Annotated in this window: 17 protein-coding genes; 6 read left to right on the top strand and 11 right to left on the bottom strand. The window is 30.0% G+C overall.

The window, feature by feature from the left end:
• The 9 genes from ABNT22_RS15920 to ABNT22_RS15880 all read right to left on the bottom strand — a co-directional run bounded on the left by ABNT22_RS15920 (position 1) and on the right by ABNT22_RS15880 (position 6,177).
• Complete coding sequence (locus ABNT22_RS15920; protein WP_348717685.1) at positions 1-915, bottom strand: ADP-ribosylglycohydrolase family protein; 915 nt, start codon at positions 913-915, stop codon at positions 1-3.
• Between the two features lie 10 nt (positions 916-925).
• Positions 926-1,435, bottom strand: a complete 510-nt coding sequence (locus tag ABNT22_RS15915; RefSeq protein ID WP_348717686.1) for a hypothetical protein — start codon at positions 1,433-1,435, stop codon at positions 926-928.
• 50 nt (positions 1,436-1,485) lie between these two features.
• Positions 1,486-2,367 (bottom strand): hypothetical protein, encoded by an 882-nt coding sequence (locus tag ABNT22_RS15910; protein ID WP_348717687.1) that lies wholly within the window; start codon positions 2,365-2,367, stop codon positions 1,486-1,488.
• Between the two features lies 1 nt (position 2,368).
• Positions 2,369-2,686: a hypothetical protein gene (locus ABNT22_RS15905; protein WP_348717688.1), complete on the bottom strand. Its 318-nt coding sequence runs from the start codon at positions 2,684-2,686 to the stop codon at positions 2,369-2,371.
• 31 nt (positions 2,687-2,717) lie between these two features.
• Positions 2,718-3,431 (bottom strand): hypothetical protein, encoded by a 714-nt coding sequence (locus ABNT22_RS15900; RefSeq protein WP_348717689.1) that lies wholly within the window; start codon positions 3,429-3,431, stop codon positions 2,718-2,720.
• Positions 3,432-3,482: 51 nt separating this feature from the next.
• The gene (locus ABNT22_RS15895) at positions 3,483-4,013 is read right to left on the bottom strand and encodes a hypothetical protein (protein ID WP_348717690.1); all 531 of its coding nucleotides are present in this window, start codon (positions 4,011-4,013) and stop codon (positions 3,483-3,485) included.
• A 75-nt stretch (positions 4,014-4,088) separates the two neighbouring features.
• Positions 4,089-4,433 (bottom strand): hypothetical protein, encoded by a 345-nt coding sequence (locus ABNT22_RS15890; RefSeq protein WP_348717691.1) that lies wholly within the window; start codon positions 4,431-4,433, stop codon positions 4,089-4,091.
• Between the two features lie 505 nt (positions 4,434-4,938).
• Entirely contained in the window at positions 4,939-5,289 is a 351-nt protein-coding gene (locus tag ABNT22_RS15885) for a hypothetical protein (RefSeq protein WP_348717692.1), read from the bottom strand.
• Positions 5,290-5,625: 336 nt separating this feature from the next.
• Entirely contained in the window at positions 5,626-6,177 is a 552-nt protein-coding gene (locus tag ABNT22_RS15880; protein WP_348717693.1) for a hypothetical protein, read from the bottom strand.
• Positions 6,178-6,345: 168 nt separating this feature from the next.
• Between ABNT22_RS15880 and ABNT22_RS15875 the strand changes: the two genes are divergently transcribed.
• From ABNT22_RS15875 to ABNT22_RS15865, 3 genes are read left to right on the top strand one after another with little or no spacing between them, the layout of a single operon-like run.
• Positions 6,346-7,227 (top strand): winged helix-turn-helix domain-containing protein, encoded by an 882-nt coding sequence (locus ABNT22_RS15875; protein ID WP_348717694.1) that lies wholly within the window; start codon positions 6,346-6,348, stop codon positions 7,225-7,227.
• A gap of 31 nt (positions 7,228-7,258) precedes the next feature.
• Positions 7,259-8,200 carry a 1-aminocyclopropane-1-carboxylate deaminase/D-cysteine desulfhydrase gene (locus ABNT22_RS15870; protein WP_348717695.1) on the top strand — a complete coding sequence of 314 codons (942 nt, stop codon included), beginning with the start codon at positions 7,259-7,261 and terminating at the stop codon, positions 8,198-8,200.
• Positions 8,200-8,997 carry a glucosaminidase domain-containing protein gene (locus tag ABNT22_RS15865; RefSeq protein ID WP_348717696.1) on the top strand — a complete coding sequence of 266 codons (798 nt, stop codon included), beginning with the start codon at positions 8,200-8,202 and terminating at the stop codon, positions 8,995-8,997. Before ABNT22_RS15870 ends, ABNT22_RS15865 begins: the two co-directional genes overlap by 1 nt.
• Positions 8,998-9,051: 54 nt before the next feature.
• Here ABNT22_RS15865 and ABNT22_RS15860 read toward each other — a convergent pair whose 3' ends face one another.
• The gene (locus tag ABNT22_RS15860) at positions 9,052-10,179 is read right to left on the bottom strand and encodes a vWA domain-containing protein (RefSeq protein WP_348717697.1); all 1,128 of its coding nucleotides are present in this window, start codon (positions 10,177-10,179) and stop codon (positions 9,052-9,054) included.
• A gap of 292 nt (positions 10,180-10,471) precedes the next feature.
• Here ABNT22_RS15860 and ABNT22_RS15855 point away from each other — a divergent pair, with 292 nt between their 5' ends.
• From ABNT22_RS15855 to ABNT22_RS15845, 3 genes are read left to right on the top strand one after another with little or no spacing between them, the layout of a single operon-like run.
• Positions 10,472-12,691, top strand: coding sequence for a histidine kinase (locus ABNT22_RS15855; RefSeq protein WP_348717698.1), 2,220 nt, complete (start codon positions 10,472-10,474; stop codon positions 12,689-12,691).
• A gap of 3 nt (positions 12,692-12,694) precedes the next feature.
• A complete protein-coding gene (locus ABNT22_RS15850; RefSeq protein WP_348717699.1) occupies positions 12,695-13,426 on the top strand; it encodes a LytTR family DNA-binding domain-containing protein in 732 nt (243 codons plus the stop codon).
• A gap of 6 nt (positions 13,427-13,432) precedes the next feature.
• A complete protein-coding gene (locus tag ABNT22_RS15845; RefSeq protein WP_348717700.1) occupies positions 13,433-13,948 on the top strand; it encodes a gamma carbonic anhydrase family protein in 516 nt (171 codons plus the stop codon).
• A 74-nt stretch (positions 13,949-14,022) separates the two neighbouring features.
• Here the strand turns inward: ABNT22_RS15845 and ABNT22_RS15840 are convergent, their stop codons facing one another.
• Complete coding sequence (locus tag ABNT22_RS15840; RefSeq protein ID WP_348717701.1) at positions 14,023-15,195, bottom strand: metallophosphoesterase; 1,173 nt, start codon at positions 15,193-15,195, stop codon at positions 14,023-14,025.
• Between the last annotated feature and the right edge of the window lie 91 nt (positions 15,196-15,286).

Raw genomic sequence — 15,286 nt, 5'->3', positions numbered from 1 at the left:
TTATATCCAGTTTTCTTTTTTTATTAATTGATTTATGGTTGTTTCTATCCATTTATAATCTTGTAATTCTTTTAGCTTATTAATTAACTTTTCTGGTATGTTTTTTCGTCCTATTAAAGTTCCTGCTATTTGACCAGCGATTGAGCAATTTGTATCGGTATCTCCACCAATTTCAATTAACTGTAAATACATTTGTTCAATTCCTATTTCTCTAACTTTATTGGCAGCAGCTATTGCTAAAGGGATTGAATTTACAACATATCCATCACTACCAAATAGTCCAACTTCTTGAAGGTTTTGGATATCTTTAATTTCTATTAATCGATCTCGAACCCTAGTGTCAGGAATTTGATTTATAATCAATTCAATCAAGTTTGTTTCTCCGTTCCAATTATTATTTAGAATTTCTCTTATTGCAATCACTACACTTTTGGCTCCTATATATGCTTCATCATTATTATGAGTGATTATGCAAATATCTCTTATTTCAGAATTATTAATTTCTTCTTTAAAAGCAATTGGTGCAATTCTCATTGCTGCTCCATTTCCTGCTGCATATTCACCTCTCCTTCCTGCTTGGCTCCAATGACCTCCATGGCTTAATTCTTTTAATGATTTTAAAGTACTTGCGCCAATTCCACTTATTTTTCTTTTTTTATAATATGCTATGAATTGTTTTACTAAAATATTAGGAGTTAGTTTTTCACTGCCAATAATTGCTTCTATTGTGGCTAAAGTCAATTGTGTATCATCTGTAATTCCCCAGTTAGGCTTTTTTACATTTGGATTGCCTAATAAATAAAATGTATCGTCTTCTTCTTCAAATTGATTTTCAAAACCACTTCCCCAAGCATCTCCAATTGCTCCTCCAATTATACAGCCATCAAATCTTTCAGCTTTTGTCATAGATTTCATTCTTTTAATCTTAGTTAACTTTTAAGAAATCAAAATTATGATACACTACTAAATCATTACTCAAATCAATTATTTCATCACAATCTGAATCATTACTATAAAGTACGTTTGTTTTTAAATCTTTTAATTTTGAGTTCCAGTAGCATTCAATAAAAAACTCCTTCATCATATTTTCTAAAAACTCTTCTCTTATGATAGAAAAATAATCTTCTAAAGGATATTTCGAGTTGTACATGGAGTAATCTTCTATGTTAAAAGATTCTCCATTATTTAAATTAAATTCATATTCCCAATTATTTTGAATATCAAGCTCTTCGTTAATTGTAGAAAAGCCTATTTCGAAACTTAGTTGGCCTAAGTTCATAAAAAGCAATGCTTTTGGTAAGTTTTTTACTGTGTTAAACTCAGAATATATTTTGTCTAAATTTTCTATGGTGTCCTTTGTTTTATTTTTTAAAAATTTACCTTGAACGTTTAGTAGGTTGTATATTGATTCGAACTCAAATTTTTGTTTAGACATTTTAATATACTTTTTTCGATTATGTTTTGGGTAAAAGGTGTTTTTTTATTTTAAGAGTATTGAGCAAAATAGGTTAATACTTTTGATTCAGGTTGAAAAAAGATATGTAGGTTACCATCACTAAAAAATAAATCGGTATCTCCTCCTTGATTAATAGATTCAGGAACTTCAGATATAAGCTTTGCATTTATCCAGACGGTGTTTAAAACAAATTCCATCTTTTTTCCGGTTTTGGGGCAATAGGGTAAAAAAGGTTCATGATCCCAATCAGGAATTCCACAATATCCTTCTATTGATTTCTTAATCACATTTCTTTTGTTTGTGTTACTAAAGGAAAAACTTTGTTTTGAGTAATACGCAAAAGGTTTTATACTTTTCATTGCTTCTTTGTTACAAAACTCATTATTTTCTATTTTGTCTTTATTAATAAAAACAGGTTTGTTTGGATTAGAATAATCAATACTAATAGGCTCTGTAAAGTCTAAGAAAGTAGGACATACCAAGTGGAGATCAAAATCAAGCCATTCAAATAATTTTTCTTCTTTACTAATCATGCCTAAATAGCTAACAGTTGTTCCTTTTAGTGTTGGCATTATTAGTTGTTCTGGACAATTACCCCCAAAATGATTTATGCTTTTTGAATTTGTAATTAAATGACCAGGTGTTTTTATATCAAATTCTATAAATTGAAATTGTTTTTCATTATCTGTTAAGGGAATTTCCTCATCTAGTGTTCCTTCCCAAAAACGTTCCTTTTTTATTAATTTGTTTGTCCTATGGTCAAATGTTAATTTATTAATGGCAAGAGCAGATTTTGCAGCTTCTTCATTCATATTGGTTAATGCACAGAAATAAATACAGTCTTCAGATCCATCAAATTCAATACCATCAAGGAAGTATTGCGTTTTATATTTTTGTTTGAATAAATTCATTTTACTTTTTAGAAAGTGTTACTTCGTCAACCTTAAACCCAAGAATTTCTGTTGCGATTTTTTTGAATTCTGTTTTCCATACTATCCATTCTTTCGAATCCATATTTGCTTCAAAAAGAAGACCGCTAGGTTCAACTGATGCAAAAACAAATTTTTCTTCTTCGTTGTAACTAAACCAATATGGAATTCCGTTTTCTCCATTTCCATCTTTTCCAAACCCAATCCAGCCATCCATTTTTTCATAAATCAATGGTACTTTATTCCAAACTTCTTTAGGCAAATCATATCGTATATTCAAATTACATTCTTGATATTCCATTTTTTTGAAATTTTAAACTGTACTATATTTTTTATAACCATTTCGCTTTAATATAGTTGAAGTTTGTTTTTTTTATATCGTTTAACATTTCTTTGGCGTCTTCTGCAATTTTTAAATTTTCATGTTTGGTAAGCTTAGAAAGAATTTGTGTGGCTTTTTGCTTATCATTCTTAAAAATATTCCAAATCCACCCCCAAATAAACCTAGTATTTGAATTTGTAAAATAGATTTCTGGAGATAGTTCAGGACATGGATTAACTAATATTTCATAGTACCATTTCGCAAGCGACGTGTCATTATATTTTGTAATGTCTTTTTCGGGATTAATATATTTTTGTTCAGCAACAATTTCACCATTAGGTGCTAAGTAAATAATACCTTCTTTAAAGTAATTTCCTTTTGTTTTTGGTTTAAGATTGTTGTAAAGCCAATGTTCATTGTCTTTGACAAGCTTTCCTTTAGAATTCCATACTCTTCCTAATTCCGAATCTAAAAGTAATTGACCATTTGAGTACCACTCTTTTGAACGAATCGAACTACCATTTAGGTAAACATCGTGTTGTATAATTTGACCGGTTTTATTGTATTCAAATGAATCTCCATTTGCATTACCATTTTTAAATTGAGTGATTTGTCTTCCATCTTTTACTTTGCCAGTAAAAGGTTTTCCTTTGTATTTTAAAAAGGTAAAAAAATCATGTTCATTTATTTCAAAATCAATTTCATTAAGATCAATTATTTCCATTATTCAACCTGTTAAATTTGCAATTTTCCTTGTAGGTTCGTTAACCGTTTTTTATTCTATACCGTACACTTCCCAATCTTTTTCGTAATCTTTAAAAACAAAAACGGTAACACTTTTATAAGCCTTTTCTCCTTTAATTATTAAGTTAATATTAGCATTTCCTGTTTTACCATTTGAATTTGTTTGAACAGAAATTCCCCCCGTAGGGATTAGACCAAAGCCTTTAATAGTTCCAACTTCTGACGCTAACTCTTTATCGTTTAATATAAACTCTTTCGATACTTTAAATGCATCCGTATTAGGGATGATGATGATTAAAATGGTCTGAATTAATAGCGTAAAACATATAAATCCAATTCCTATTTTGTTCCAAATTGTCTTTTTATTCAAAGCTTTTCGTTTTTTAATTCCATCTAGTAATACACTAATTAGTCCAAGCAGTATTAATACCCATCCAACAGATTTCGATTCCCAAAAGACATTAAAGGGAATTATTCGACTTATAAAACCATAGATTAATAATAATAGGCCAAGTCCGAGATTAGTCTTTGTAAAGCTGTTTAGTTCTTTAATTCTTTCCATTGGAGGAGTGTTTTTCGATACTTTAAATCCTTTTTAATTTAGATTTGTTTAACTTGTTCTAAACATATTTTAGAATCAATAAGTGTAAATCATGATTACACCATACTTTCCTGCACTTCCATATAAAGGGATGCTCTTTTTAGATTCCATAATTTCAATTCGTTTAATTTCTTTTTTGGTAATCAAAATTTTTTCGTGTTCTTCTTTGTAATGATATGTTATTACTTCACCGTTAAGAATAACAGAAGGGATTTCACCCAATTTTTCATTATCTTGATTTTCTTTAATAAAATCTATTAAATAGAATTTATTATTTCCTTTGCCTGAAATTAGGTAACGTTTTTCAATATCAGTAATCTCTACTACTTTACAACTAGCAATTATTGTTAAGGTAATCAATATTAAAGTTAGTTTTCTCATTTTAAAAAACTATGAATAATAGTTTCAGTTAAGAAACGTTGATTTTTTATAAGTATGCAATTTTTTTAGTTTTTCAGCCTTCTTAGGCAACAGCGCTATTTTTTTCGGACTCTTAATTTTTCTACTTCTTCAAGAGATAAACCAGTGTTTTTAGCAATTAATTCATTATCAAGACACTCTTTTTAAGTGTTTTAGCTATTTCAATTTTCTCTTTTCACTTAGTTTTATATTCATAGCATAAAAGTAAGCTTTTATTTTAAACTAGGAAATGGAGTGTGGAGGTTTGGAACGGTGTAGTATATGAAAAGCAATTTTTTAGAATTCTATACTTTCATTGTCAAAACCAGAGTAATAAAAAAATGCAAAACTTTGATGTCTTGTACTTAATAGGTTGTTTTTTATGTTGTTAGGTGCTAGTGTTTTGTTAGTTAAGTAATCTAATTATTTCCTCCGCGAGATTCTTCAATAATGGGTTTTTACTTTTTAAATAGCATCTTTTATGCTACTACATTTCTTCAGCGTAATAAACATCGCCGTTTTTGTATAGTTTCATAGTTTTTCCGTTGTCTAGGTTTTTTCTAACACATTTGGCAAAAGGGAGACCTGACCCTTTACACAGTATGTCACCTGGTTCCATTTTTGTAGAGAAGCCCTCTTCGAATCCGTCTTTTTCGGAGTATACTATTTTTCCGTTTTTAGTAAGGCTTATTTCAATAACATTATCCTTCGTTATTTTTTGAATTATTGGTGATAATTCATCCTGTTTAAATGATTCCATTTCATTATTACAACTTAGTAATAAAGAAAAAGTAAAAATGATTGAAACAACTGCTAAAATTGATTTTGAATTTTTCATTTTAATGTATGTTTAAGGTTTTACGTGTTTAATTTTTTAGAGGGTAAGTAGAGAGTTGTAGTTTTTGATTGTTCAAACATATTTAAAAACAAACGGTAAGAATTATAGCTACCCATATTTTAAAAAATGTTTTTTGGGTAATTGTAATTTTTGATAATTGATATATTGTTGCGAGTGTAATGAAGTAAACTGTTTGTTGGGAGTTCTAAAAAGGCAGATTACTTCATTGCGCGTTGCTTCGTTCGTAATGACGTTAAGTAGCGTCATTGCGAGTGTAACGAAGCAATCTGTTTGTTGGGAATTCTAGATACTTTTTTAGGTTAAGTCATTTTCAGTTTAATAAACTTTGACTTTTTTGATGTCTCCATTTGGATAGTACTTTTTCCATTCTTCAATTTTTTTACCATTGAGTTTTTTACCTTCCTTGAATAAAAACCAACCACATATCTTATCTGAAAATCTATATTTTTTTTCTTCTCGTACTATATCAATTAAATCGAAATTGGTTAAAAGCTTCTCCGGATTGTTTATTTGGGTATCAATAGATATTGTTTTAAACTCTTCCAATAAATTACCAAGTCCATCATATAGTTTCCATTCTAAAGCTATACCGAAATTATCATAAGTAATTTCTGCCAATATTTTATTGCCAGGATAATAGGTGAAGTATTTCCCTGTACGCAGATGATATTCATAGTTGTTCAATTCGAAAACTCTATAATTACCAATTTCTTTTTTGTCTCCATTTCTATATTTTTTATTAACGGAAACAGAGTCAATTGGTTTTAAGTTAGAAATTAACTTATTGATTTTTTCACTGTGTTGAGCGGTTAAATAACTGTTGAAGAAAATTGTAATTAATACTAATAACCATGCTTTCTTTTTCATATGAATTAATCTATCTTTTTTTCGTAAAATTAATTAAAAGCTGGCTTTCTACATATAGTATTGGATTTAAAGTTAGAATTTGTATTAATCTTAAAATATCAGCTTTCAATAATTTATTGGGTTGTACAAATGTCAAAAAAGTGTAAAAGAAGTGTCAACGAACTAAAAATGAATATAAAAAGCCTGATATTTGTAAGTTGTATGTGCAAGAAGTTTTTTTTAAATATCAATGTGTTTTTAATACTGCTTATAGCAGTGTCATGTAGTAAATCCAATACTTTTTCAGAAAGAGCAAAAGTGTCTATACGTAGTATTGGGCACGAATTATTACTCAATGCTCAAGACATTACTTCGTTGGTATTGCCTGTAAAAGAACAAGACCAAAACACTTATCAATTAAGTTTTCAAAACCACCTAGAAATAAACCCAGATAGTTTGGTGGCTATCGTTAATAGGAATTTTACCAAAGCAAATTTTTCAACCAACTATATTTTAGAGGTTAAAGATTGTACCAATAAAGAGGTGGTATATAGTTATGAAATGAAAAGGACTGAGGAAAACTCTATCATTCCTTGTAGAGGTAGGTTGTTACCAACTGCCTGTTATGTGATTGAGATTCAGTTTTTACAAAAACAATTGGCAACTTCACAACCTTTGATTTTGTATGGAGCTTTACTAGTGTTACTGTTCATTGGCGTTTTTGTTTTTCTAAGAACTAGGAATAAAAAAGATGTGGCAGCGGAGACTTCAGAAGATATTCAAACCTTAGGGATATTTGAGTTTTACCCAGATCAAAACAAGCTTGTAAAACAGGCTGTAGAGATTAATTTATCTAAAAAAGAATGTGAATTGCTTGCAATTTTTATTAGTAAACCTAACGAGATTGTAAAAAGGGAAGAACTCACCAAAAAAGTATGGGAAGACAATGGGGTTATTGTTGGTAGAAGTTTAGATACCTATATCTCTAAACTACGTAAAAAACTAAAAGACGATGCTTCCATTAAAATTACCAATATTCATGGGGTAGGCTATAAGTTAGAAATTAATTAAACTCTTACTTTTGTAGCATTAATTATAAGCAATGCTTTTTCAGTTAGAAATACCTACTCCCATAAATCAACCCGTTCAGTTACCTCTTTTAAAAGAAAAGGGAATTGAATTGTGGATAAAGAGAGAAGATAGCATTCATCCTTTTGTATCGGGCAATAAGTTTAGAAAACTCAAGTATAATATTGCCAAAGCGCAAGAAGAAAAGCACAGCACTTTATTAACCTTTGGAGGGGCGTATTCCAATCATATCGCTGCTACAGCTACTGCGGGTAACATAGCTGGTTTTAAAACCATTGGAATTATTCGTGGAGATGAATTAGGGAAAGATTTAGAACGTACACTTGCAGGAAATACAACCTTAAAACATGCGGTTGATAACGGAATGCAATTAAAGTTTGTATCGAGAGAAGCATACCGAAATAAAACCTCAGAAGTATTTATAAAACAACTCAAAGAAGAGTTTGGGAGTTTTTATTTGGTGCCTGAAGGAGGAACCAATAATTTGGCGGTACAAGGATGCCAAGAAATTGTAACTTTTGAAGATGAAAAATTCAATTATATTTGTTGTGCTGTAGGTACTGGAGGAACCATTGCTGGATTGATAAATTCGGTAAAAGAACATCAAAAAATAATTGGGTTTCCTGCGTTAAAAGGAGATTTTTTAACTTCAGAAATACAACCATTTGTAAAAAGGAACGATCATTGGAGTTTACAAACTAATTTTCACTTTGGAGGCTATGGAAAATATACTCCAGAACTTATCCGTTTTATAAATGAATTTAAAGCAGCAACAAATATTCCTCTAGATCCTATTTATACAGGAAAAATGTTGTACGGAATTTTAAAGCTGATTGAAGAAAATCAATTTGATAGAGGAAGTAAAATTTTAGCAATTCATACAGGAGGTTTACAGGGTGTTGCTGGTGTAAACCAAAAGTTGAAAAATAAGAATCAAGAATTAATACAGATTTAATGAGATTATATGTAGGTTTATTTTTAGTAGTTACTTTATTAGGACTAACAAGTTGCGATACGAGTAAGCGTGTGGTAACCTCGCAACCTAAAAAAGTTGTTGTTAAAGAAGAGGTAGAAAAAAAGCCAGAGATTGTTCAAATAGAACAGGTAAAAAGAAAAACAAAAACCACAATTAACAATACAGAAGATTATATTTTAAAATTTGCTCCTATTGCGGTTAAAAAAATGCACGAACATAAAATTCCAGCAAGTATTACCTTGGCACAAGGAATTTTAGAATCGGGTAGTGGAAGAAGTCCGCTAGCAGTGCGTTCCAACAATCACTTCGGAATTAAATGCCATCGAGGATGGAAAGGAAAGAGTGTAACGCACGATGATGATGAAAAAGGAGAGTGTTTTAGAAAGTATAAATATCCAGAATCTTCTTATGAAGATCACTCGCAATTCTTATTAACGCGTAAAAGATATGCTAGTTTGTTTAGACTACGTCATACCGATTATAAAGGATGGGCGTACGGATTAAAAAAAGCAGGATACGCAACAGATAGAAAATACCCTCAAAAATTAATAGCACTTATTCATAAGTACGAACTTTACAAGTACGATAGAATCCCAAAAAGAGGTAAGAAGAATACCAAAGTGGTGGTAAGCAATAACTCATACTACAAAGTTCAAAAAGGAGATACGTTGTATTCTATTGCAAGAAAACATAATATATCGGTAAAACGATTAAAAGATGCCAACGGATTAAAAGATAATACAATTAGTATTGGACAAGATTTATTGGTAAAATAAAAAAGAAGGAGTTGCCTCCTTCTCAAAATTGAATTGAATTAAGAACTACTCTACTTACCATGAGTAGTTTTTCTTTTTAGCTTGTTTTTTAATAGCCTTTATCATTACACTTTCTAACTCATTACTTTTAGTATCTGTTTTTTTCTTTTTAGCAATGTATACTTTGCGCTTTTTGTTTAATTCTTGAATTTTTTTCTGAATTTCTTTACGCTCATTACTTTTTTTATCTACATAGATTTTTATCTCTTTAGCAGACTTATTTTGTAAATGTTTAGGTAGTTGCTCTTTTTTTAACTTAGCATAGTCAACTTTTTTAGCTTTCGATGCATCTACCAAATCCCAAGAAGAATTATTGTACAATCTAGAGCTTTTACTAACAGCACGCTTTACTACAACTTCTTCTGCTACTTCTTGTGCATTAGTATCTTGTAGGGCTTGTTTTTGATATTTAGAATAACCAGCATTTCCATAATGGATATACGTTTTATTCAGTTTTTTATTTAAAATAATAATATCGCTGTCATAAGGAGTAACGATATGTACAATGTTTTTATTGTGATTAATGGTCATATAATCACCATTTCCAAAATATGCACCGTCTTGCCACATACCAGAAATACCATCGTTATAGTTTCCACAAAATATAGTGTTAATGGTAATATCTTTTTCTTTTGCGTTGGTAATTGCATCTTTATAATTAATTTTTCCTTGCGTAAATGGTTCGTTACCAGCAATAAAAATCATTTTTAAATCACGTTCGTTTTTACCCCATTCTAATTCATTTAATGAAGTTTGAATTACTTGTCCGCAAAACTCGCTTCCACCATTGGTAGTTAAAGAAAATAAACGTTCAGAAATTTCGTCTAAATCGCTTGTAAACTGTAATACCTGACGAATGTACCCTTCTCTCGATGACAAACGATCGTTTCCGTATTCATACAAAGCAATTTTTAAATTCGGATTTATACCATTGCACTTTGCATATGATAGCTCGTTTACAATATCCCATAATTGTGATTTTGCTTGGTTTATTAAACCATCCATACTATTACTTGTATCTAATAATAAGGCTACTTTAATAGTTTGCTTTTTAACCGTTTTTATTGGCTGAGTATTTGCAAAACTTCCTAAAGAAATAAGGAACGCAAATAGAAAACTGAATTTTAAAACATGATTTTTCATAATTTTTGGTTTTTAATTATTGTTTAATTAAAAGCTTGGTATGATTTAATTAATTTCAAATACTACATGCAAGTGTTTATAATTTCTTGACTTACATTTTGTATTACATTATCAAAACTAGGGCCAACCTTTTTCTAAAAAAACCAAGAATGAGTAAACAGAACAATTGAGTGAGTAAACAGGATGTAAAAATGAGTAAAGTGTTGTTTTTTGTTGTAAAGTATAGGCTTTTACAGATAGTTGCATTTTTTGAACCGATTTTTTGTGTGTATGTTTACATGAATAAAATAAAATGATGAAGAGATTTTTATACATACTAGTAGTTTTGTTATTAGGGAGTCAATCTTCAATTTGGGCACAAGAAGAAAGTAGTTCAGAGAGAGTGTTTAGTATAAAAGTGAAGGTGATTGATGAGAATACAAACCTTCCAATTAAAAACGCCAATGTATCTGTAAATGGGAAACTCTTTTTGTTTTCTAGTTTGAAAGATCGATATATTATAAAGGCAAGAGCAAACGACGAATTAATTGTTACGCATCCAGATTTTGATACAGTGTATTATGTTATAAAGGATAATGAAGATATAAAAATATCGGTAGAAGGAATTGAAGATAAAAAGTCAAAATACAGTCTTAAAAAATTATCAAGCCCTAGGAACAAACCTTCTAAAAGTAAAAAAGCTTCCGATGCTTTTAATGTTTATTACGACTCTGTAAAGTTTCATAAAGAGAAAAACTTGGATAAGAGTTTAACGTTTGTTGAGAAAATGTTAGATGAAAGTCAAACCAAACGAAGAAGAGCAGTTTCGTTTAAAGAGCTTGCAGAGATATACACTTATTGGAAACAATACGATTTGGCTATAGAGAACTTTAAAGCATCGTTAAAAGAAGTGTATGATAACAAAGTACAACTGTTACTAGCGAAAACGCAATTATTGGCTTTAAAAAACGGAGATGCTAAACGAAGTTATACAAAAGCTTTAAAAGGAAAGTTAAGTACATACGATCGATTACTTGTTTTGGAAGGATTAGGAGATGTTAGTATGAACTTAACTGAATTTAGGAAGGCCAAAGAACATTATGAAGCTGCTTTAAAAATTGCTAAAACAAGATCTTTACAATCGAAAATAACAGATTTAAATTCCAAATTAGCAGAAACCTATGCTAAACTTGGAGAAACGACCAAAGCAGATTCCTTGTTTAAAAATTCTTTAGACTTAGCTTTTAAAGAAAACGTACGAAGATCATTGAATCAACAACAAAAGGTAGCAGACTATTACAACACTGCTAGAAGATATGATGACGAGATTGATTTAAGAAAAGAAAGCTTAAAAGAAGCCAACAGCATTACCATAGAAACAGAAGATAAAGAATCGTTGGTAGACTCTATAACCTCGCAAAAAATAAACTATAAAATAGGAAACGCATATATTTTAAAAGAAGAGTATAATGAAGCAATTCCTTATTTAAAAAAGAGTATTGAAGAGGCAGATGAAAATGAAGATCTTATTGTGCAAAAAGACGCTACTCGTAAGTTATCGGAAGCCTTAGAAACTGTAGGAGCCTATTCTGAAGCCTTAAAATCTTATCAAGATTATGTGCAATTGGTAGATACACTCTATTCAAGAAAAGAACAGGAAATACAACAATTGAAACGTTTTGGAAGACGTATTGCAGAGAATCAGAGTAGAATAAAAAGTTTAGAAAAAGATAAAGAGCTGGCAGATACAAAAGTAGATTTAGCGTATAAAGATCAGCAATTAGTAGAAGAAAGTAATAAACGTCAGGAATACATTATTTATTCCTTAATAGGCGGAATGTTGTTAATGGTGTTGCTGGCGTATTTGATGTTTAGAACCAACAGACAACAGAAACTAGCAAATAATTTATTAGCATTAAAATCGATGAGGTCTCAGATGAATCCACATTTTATATTTAATGCGCTTAACTCAGTGAATAGTTTTATTGCCGTAAATGATGAACGAAGTGCCAATAGGTATTTATCGGAGTTTTCAGTGTTAATGAGATCGGTGTTAGAAAATTCAGATGAAGATTTTATTCCGCTTTCTAAAGAAATTGATTTGTTAGAATTGTATGTAAAGTTAGAACATAATCGCTTTAAAGATAAGTTTGATTATACTATAAACATAGATGAACAAATTCGATTAGAAGAGTATTCTATTCCACCCATGTTATTACAACCGTATATAGAAAATGCTATTTGGCACGGATTGCGTTATAAGAAAGAAAAAGGAAACCTACATATTTCGATGAATCAAGAAAGTGATGACTTGATAAAGATTTTAATAGTAGATGATGGTGTTGGAAGAAAAAAATCTAAAGAATTAAAAACAAAAAATCAGTTAAAACAGAAATCTAAAGGAATGAGTACAATTCAAAATAGAATTTCTATTTTAAATGATATGTATCAAGATAAGATAGCCGTGAAGGTGAGTGATGTTCATGAAGATGGAAGCGGAACGAAAGTAGAACTAATATTAAAGAAAGATTAAGCTATGAAGTTAAAAACAATCATTGTAGAAGATGAAGCAATTAGTAGAGATATTTTACGAAATTATATTTCTAAATATTGTCCTAATATAGAATTGTTGGGAGAGGCAAGTAATATAAAAGAAGGAGAAGAATTGATAAATAAATATGATTTGGATCTGGTTTTTTTAGATGTTGAAATGCCTTTTGGGAATGCCTTTGATTTGTTAGAAAAAATTGAAAACAGAACCTTTGAAGTAATTTTTGTAACAGCTTATGATCATTACGCTATTGAAGCTTTAAATACCCAAGCTACTTATTATTTATTAAAACCAATTTCTATAGATGAGTTGATCAAAGCAGTGAATTTAGTGCATGAAATAAAAGAAAAAGAAGTGGCTTTAGAAAGCTCAATTTTAACACCAAAAACCAATAGTGTAAACGGAAAAATAACCATTCCGTTACAAGATGGTTTCGAAGTAGTAAATACCAACGATATTCTTTTTTGTAAAGCCGATGATAATTATACCGAAGTCTATTTTGAAAACTCTAAAAAACTTGTGAGTAAAACATTAAAATATTTTGAGGATATTTTAAAAGAATCATCGTTTGTACGTGTACATAAATCGTTTTTGGTCAACGTTAATGAAATAGTCAAATACAAAAAAGGAAAAGGTGGAAGTGTTGTTTTATCTAATGGAAAAGAAATCGTAGTTTCTTCATCAAAAAAAGCTAATTTGCTATCGTATTTTAAATAATATTTTATGCCAATAATAAAACCAGTAAACGGAAAGAGTCCGCAAATACCAGAAGATTGTTATGTTGCAGAAAATGCAACTATTGTAGGAGAAGTAAGTATGGGTAAGGAGTGTAGTGTGTGGTTTAATGCTGTAATTCGTGGAGATGTGCACTATATTAAAATGGGAGATAAGGTAAATGTACAAGATGGTGCAGTAATACATGCTACCTATCAAAAGTCACCAACCACCATAGGAAACAATGTGTCTATAGGGCATAATGCTATAGTACATGGTTGTACTATTCACGACAACGTATTGGTAGGAATGGGAAGTATTATTATGGACGATTGTGTGGTTGAATCCAATTCAATCATAGCAGCCGGAGCAGTAGTAACTAAAAATACGAAGGTTGAAAGCGGAAGCATTTATGCTGGGGTGCCTGCAAAAAAGGTGAAAGATATATCTCAAGAACTTATTTCAGGAGAAATTGACCGTATAGCTAACAATTATGTGAAATATTCTGGTTGGTTTAAAGAATAAAAGAGCTTATAAAAGCTCTTTTATTAAAACGATTAGGGTGTTGGATACTATTAAAATGATTACACTTACCATAATTATAATTTTTCTTTAGTTCCGTTGTAAAATGTTCTAAAGAAATTGTTGTTTTCAATTAACAAACCTTCCGATTTTTTGTTGGGCCAACTGCTTGAGTAATCATCTGGGTGTTTTACATCAATTGCAAGTACTTTTCCATTGTAGTATTTCTTTACTTTAGATTGAATTGTATGTCCAACAACAATAGTTTTTGCATTAAATTTTTCAATTCCTTTTTCCACTTCTTCTTGAGATAAATTATCTCTAAAATAACCTCTATACCAACAAATTCCTTTTTTAGTAGAAAGAACTGTTTGTATGATGTTTTTTTCTGGTTTTGGAAAATATCTGTTGTAATAATTTTCTCTATTGATTCGATTCAAATCCTGCAAAGTAAGATTTGATTCAGTAATTTCAGGATGAATTCCTCCATGAGTAAAAAGAATACCATTGATAAGTTCGATGGTGTTTTTAGAAGCCATCCATTTACCTAAGAAAGAATTTTGATCATATAAATTATACTGTTGTTTCCCTAAAATAGAAGCAATTGCATAATATTTTTGCTCAGCAGATTTGTATTGTCCTTGAAGGTTCTTTAACTCGTGGTTTCCTAGTATAAAATGAACATTTCCACCATGTTTTTTCGCTTCTTGTTCTAGCTTATAAATAAACCAAAGAACTTGGGTGGTAGAAAAACCTCTGTCTACAAAATCACCTACTAGAACTAAATGTCCTTTGCCAAAAGTCCAATTAAGTTCTTTGTCTATAACTTGATTGCTAATTAAGAAGTCGCGAAATGTTTTGTATTTACTTTCAATATCAGAAATAGCTAAAATTTTATTTCCATCATTATAAATAGCTTTTGGAGTTTGAAAATTAGATTTTAAAGGAAATGTAAAAGAGGTAGAATCAAGAGGGAAAAAACAAGTTCCTGAAATAAGTTGCTTTAAAGTATGATGTTTTGTGTCAACATAAAAGCCATCGTGTCTATTTCCTTTTACATAGTTTATAGTTAGAAGGCTGTCGTTTTCATAAAACACATACGGGCCTTCATGAGAAAGATCATAACTTTTTGAGTTTTGGCCGTAATTCAAACTTCCGTTTAGATAAAGTAGTGCACAAATGCCGGTTATAACTAAAACGGTAATAGTTCCAAAAATATGTTTAAGGTATCTAAGAATTCTTTTTTTCATTAGTTCTGAGTATTAAGATTTGATGAGACAAACCTATAAATAGAGATGGTCTAATTAAATTTTTAGGGATGTGTTGAAGTAGTATGATGAT

Source organism: Tenacibaculum sp. 190130A14a, from assembly GCF_964048965.1.
In the GTDB taxonomy this organism is placed as follows: Bacteria; Bacteroidota; Bacteroidia; order Flavobacteriales; family Flavobacteriaceae; genus Polaribacter; species Polaribacter polynesiense.
Note: the sequence above shows the minus strand (reverse complement) of the source record. Positions and strands in the feature narration are given on the sequence as shown.

Excerpts from the sequence above, each read along its gene's own strand:
- ABNT22_RS15920 (WP_348717685.1), bottom strand. The coding sequence starts at position 915 with ATGAAATCTATGACAAAAGCTGAAAGATTTGATGGCTGTATAATTGGA.
- ABNT22_RS15915 (WP_348717686.1), bottom strand. The coding sequence starts at position 1,435 with ATGTCTAAACAAAAATTTGAGTTCGAATCAATATACAACCTACTAAAC.
- ABNT22_RS15910 (WP_348717687.1), bottom strand. The coding sequence starts at position 2,367 with ATGAATTTATTCAAACAAAAATATAAAACGCAATACTTCCTTGATGGT.
- ABNT22_RS15905 (WP_348717688.1), bottom strand. The coding sequence starts at position 2,686 with ATGGAATATCAAGAATGTAATTTGAATATACGATATGATTTGCCTAAA.
- ABNT22_RS15900 (WP_348717689.1), bottom strand. The coding sequence starts at position 3,431 with ATGGAAATAATTGATCTTAATGAAATTGATTTTGAAATAAATGAACAT.
- ABNT22_RS15895 (WP_348717690.1), bottom strand. The coding sequence starts at position 4,013 with ATGGAAAGAATTAAAGAACTAAACAGCTTTACAAAGACTAATCTCGGA.
- ABNT22_RS15890 (WP_348717691.1), bottom strand. The coding sequence starts at position 4,433 with ATGAGAAAACTAACTTTAATATTGATTACCTTAACAATAATTGCTAGT.
- ABNT22_RS15885 (WP_348717692.1), bottom strand. The coding sequence starts at position 5,289 with ATGAAAAATTCAAAATCAATTTTAGCAGTTGTTTCAATCATTTTTACT.
- ABNT22_RS15880 (WP_348717693.1), bottom strand. The coding sequence starts at position 6,177 with ATGAAAAAGAAAGCATGGTTATTAGTATTAATTACAATTTTCTTCAAC.
- ABNT22_RS15875 (WP_348717694.1), top strand. The coding sequence starts at position 6,346 with ATGAATATAAAAAGCCTGATATTTGTAAGTTGTATGTGCAAGAAGTTT.
- ABNT22_RS15870 (WP_348717695.1), top strand. The coding sequence starts at position 7,259 with ATGCTTTTTCAGTTAGAAATACCTACTCCCATAAATCAACCCGTTCAG.
- ABNT22_RS15865 (WP_348717696.1), top strand. The coding sequence starts at position 8,200 with ATGAGATTATATGTAGGTTTATTTTTAGTAGTTACTTTATTAGGACTA.
- ABNT22_RS15860 (WP_348717697.1), bottom strand. The coding sequence starts at position 10,179 with ATGAAAAATCATGTTTTAAAATTCAGTTTTCTATTTGCGTTCCTTATT.
- ABNT22_RS15855 (WP_348717698.1), top strand. The coding sequence starts at position 10,472 with ATGATGAAGAGATTTTTATACATACTAGTAGTTTTGTTATTAGGGAGT.
- ABNT22_RS15850 (WP_348717699.1), top strand. The coding sequence starts at position 12,695 with ATGAAGTTAAAAACAATCATTGTAGAAGATGAAGCAATTAGTAGAGAT.
- ABNT22_RS15845 (WP_348717700.1), top strand. The coding sequence starts at position 13,433 with ATGCCAATAATAAAACCAGTAAACGGAAAGAGTCCGCAAATACCAGAA.
- ABNT22_RS15840 (WP_348717701.1), bottom strand. The coding sequence starts at position 15,195 with ATGAAAAAAAGAATTCTTAGATACCTTAAACATATTTTTGGAACTATT.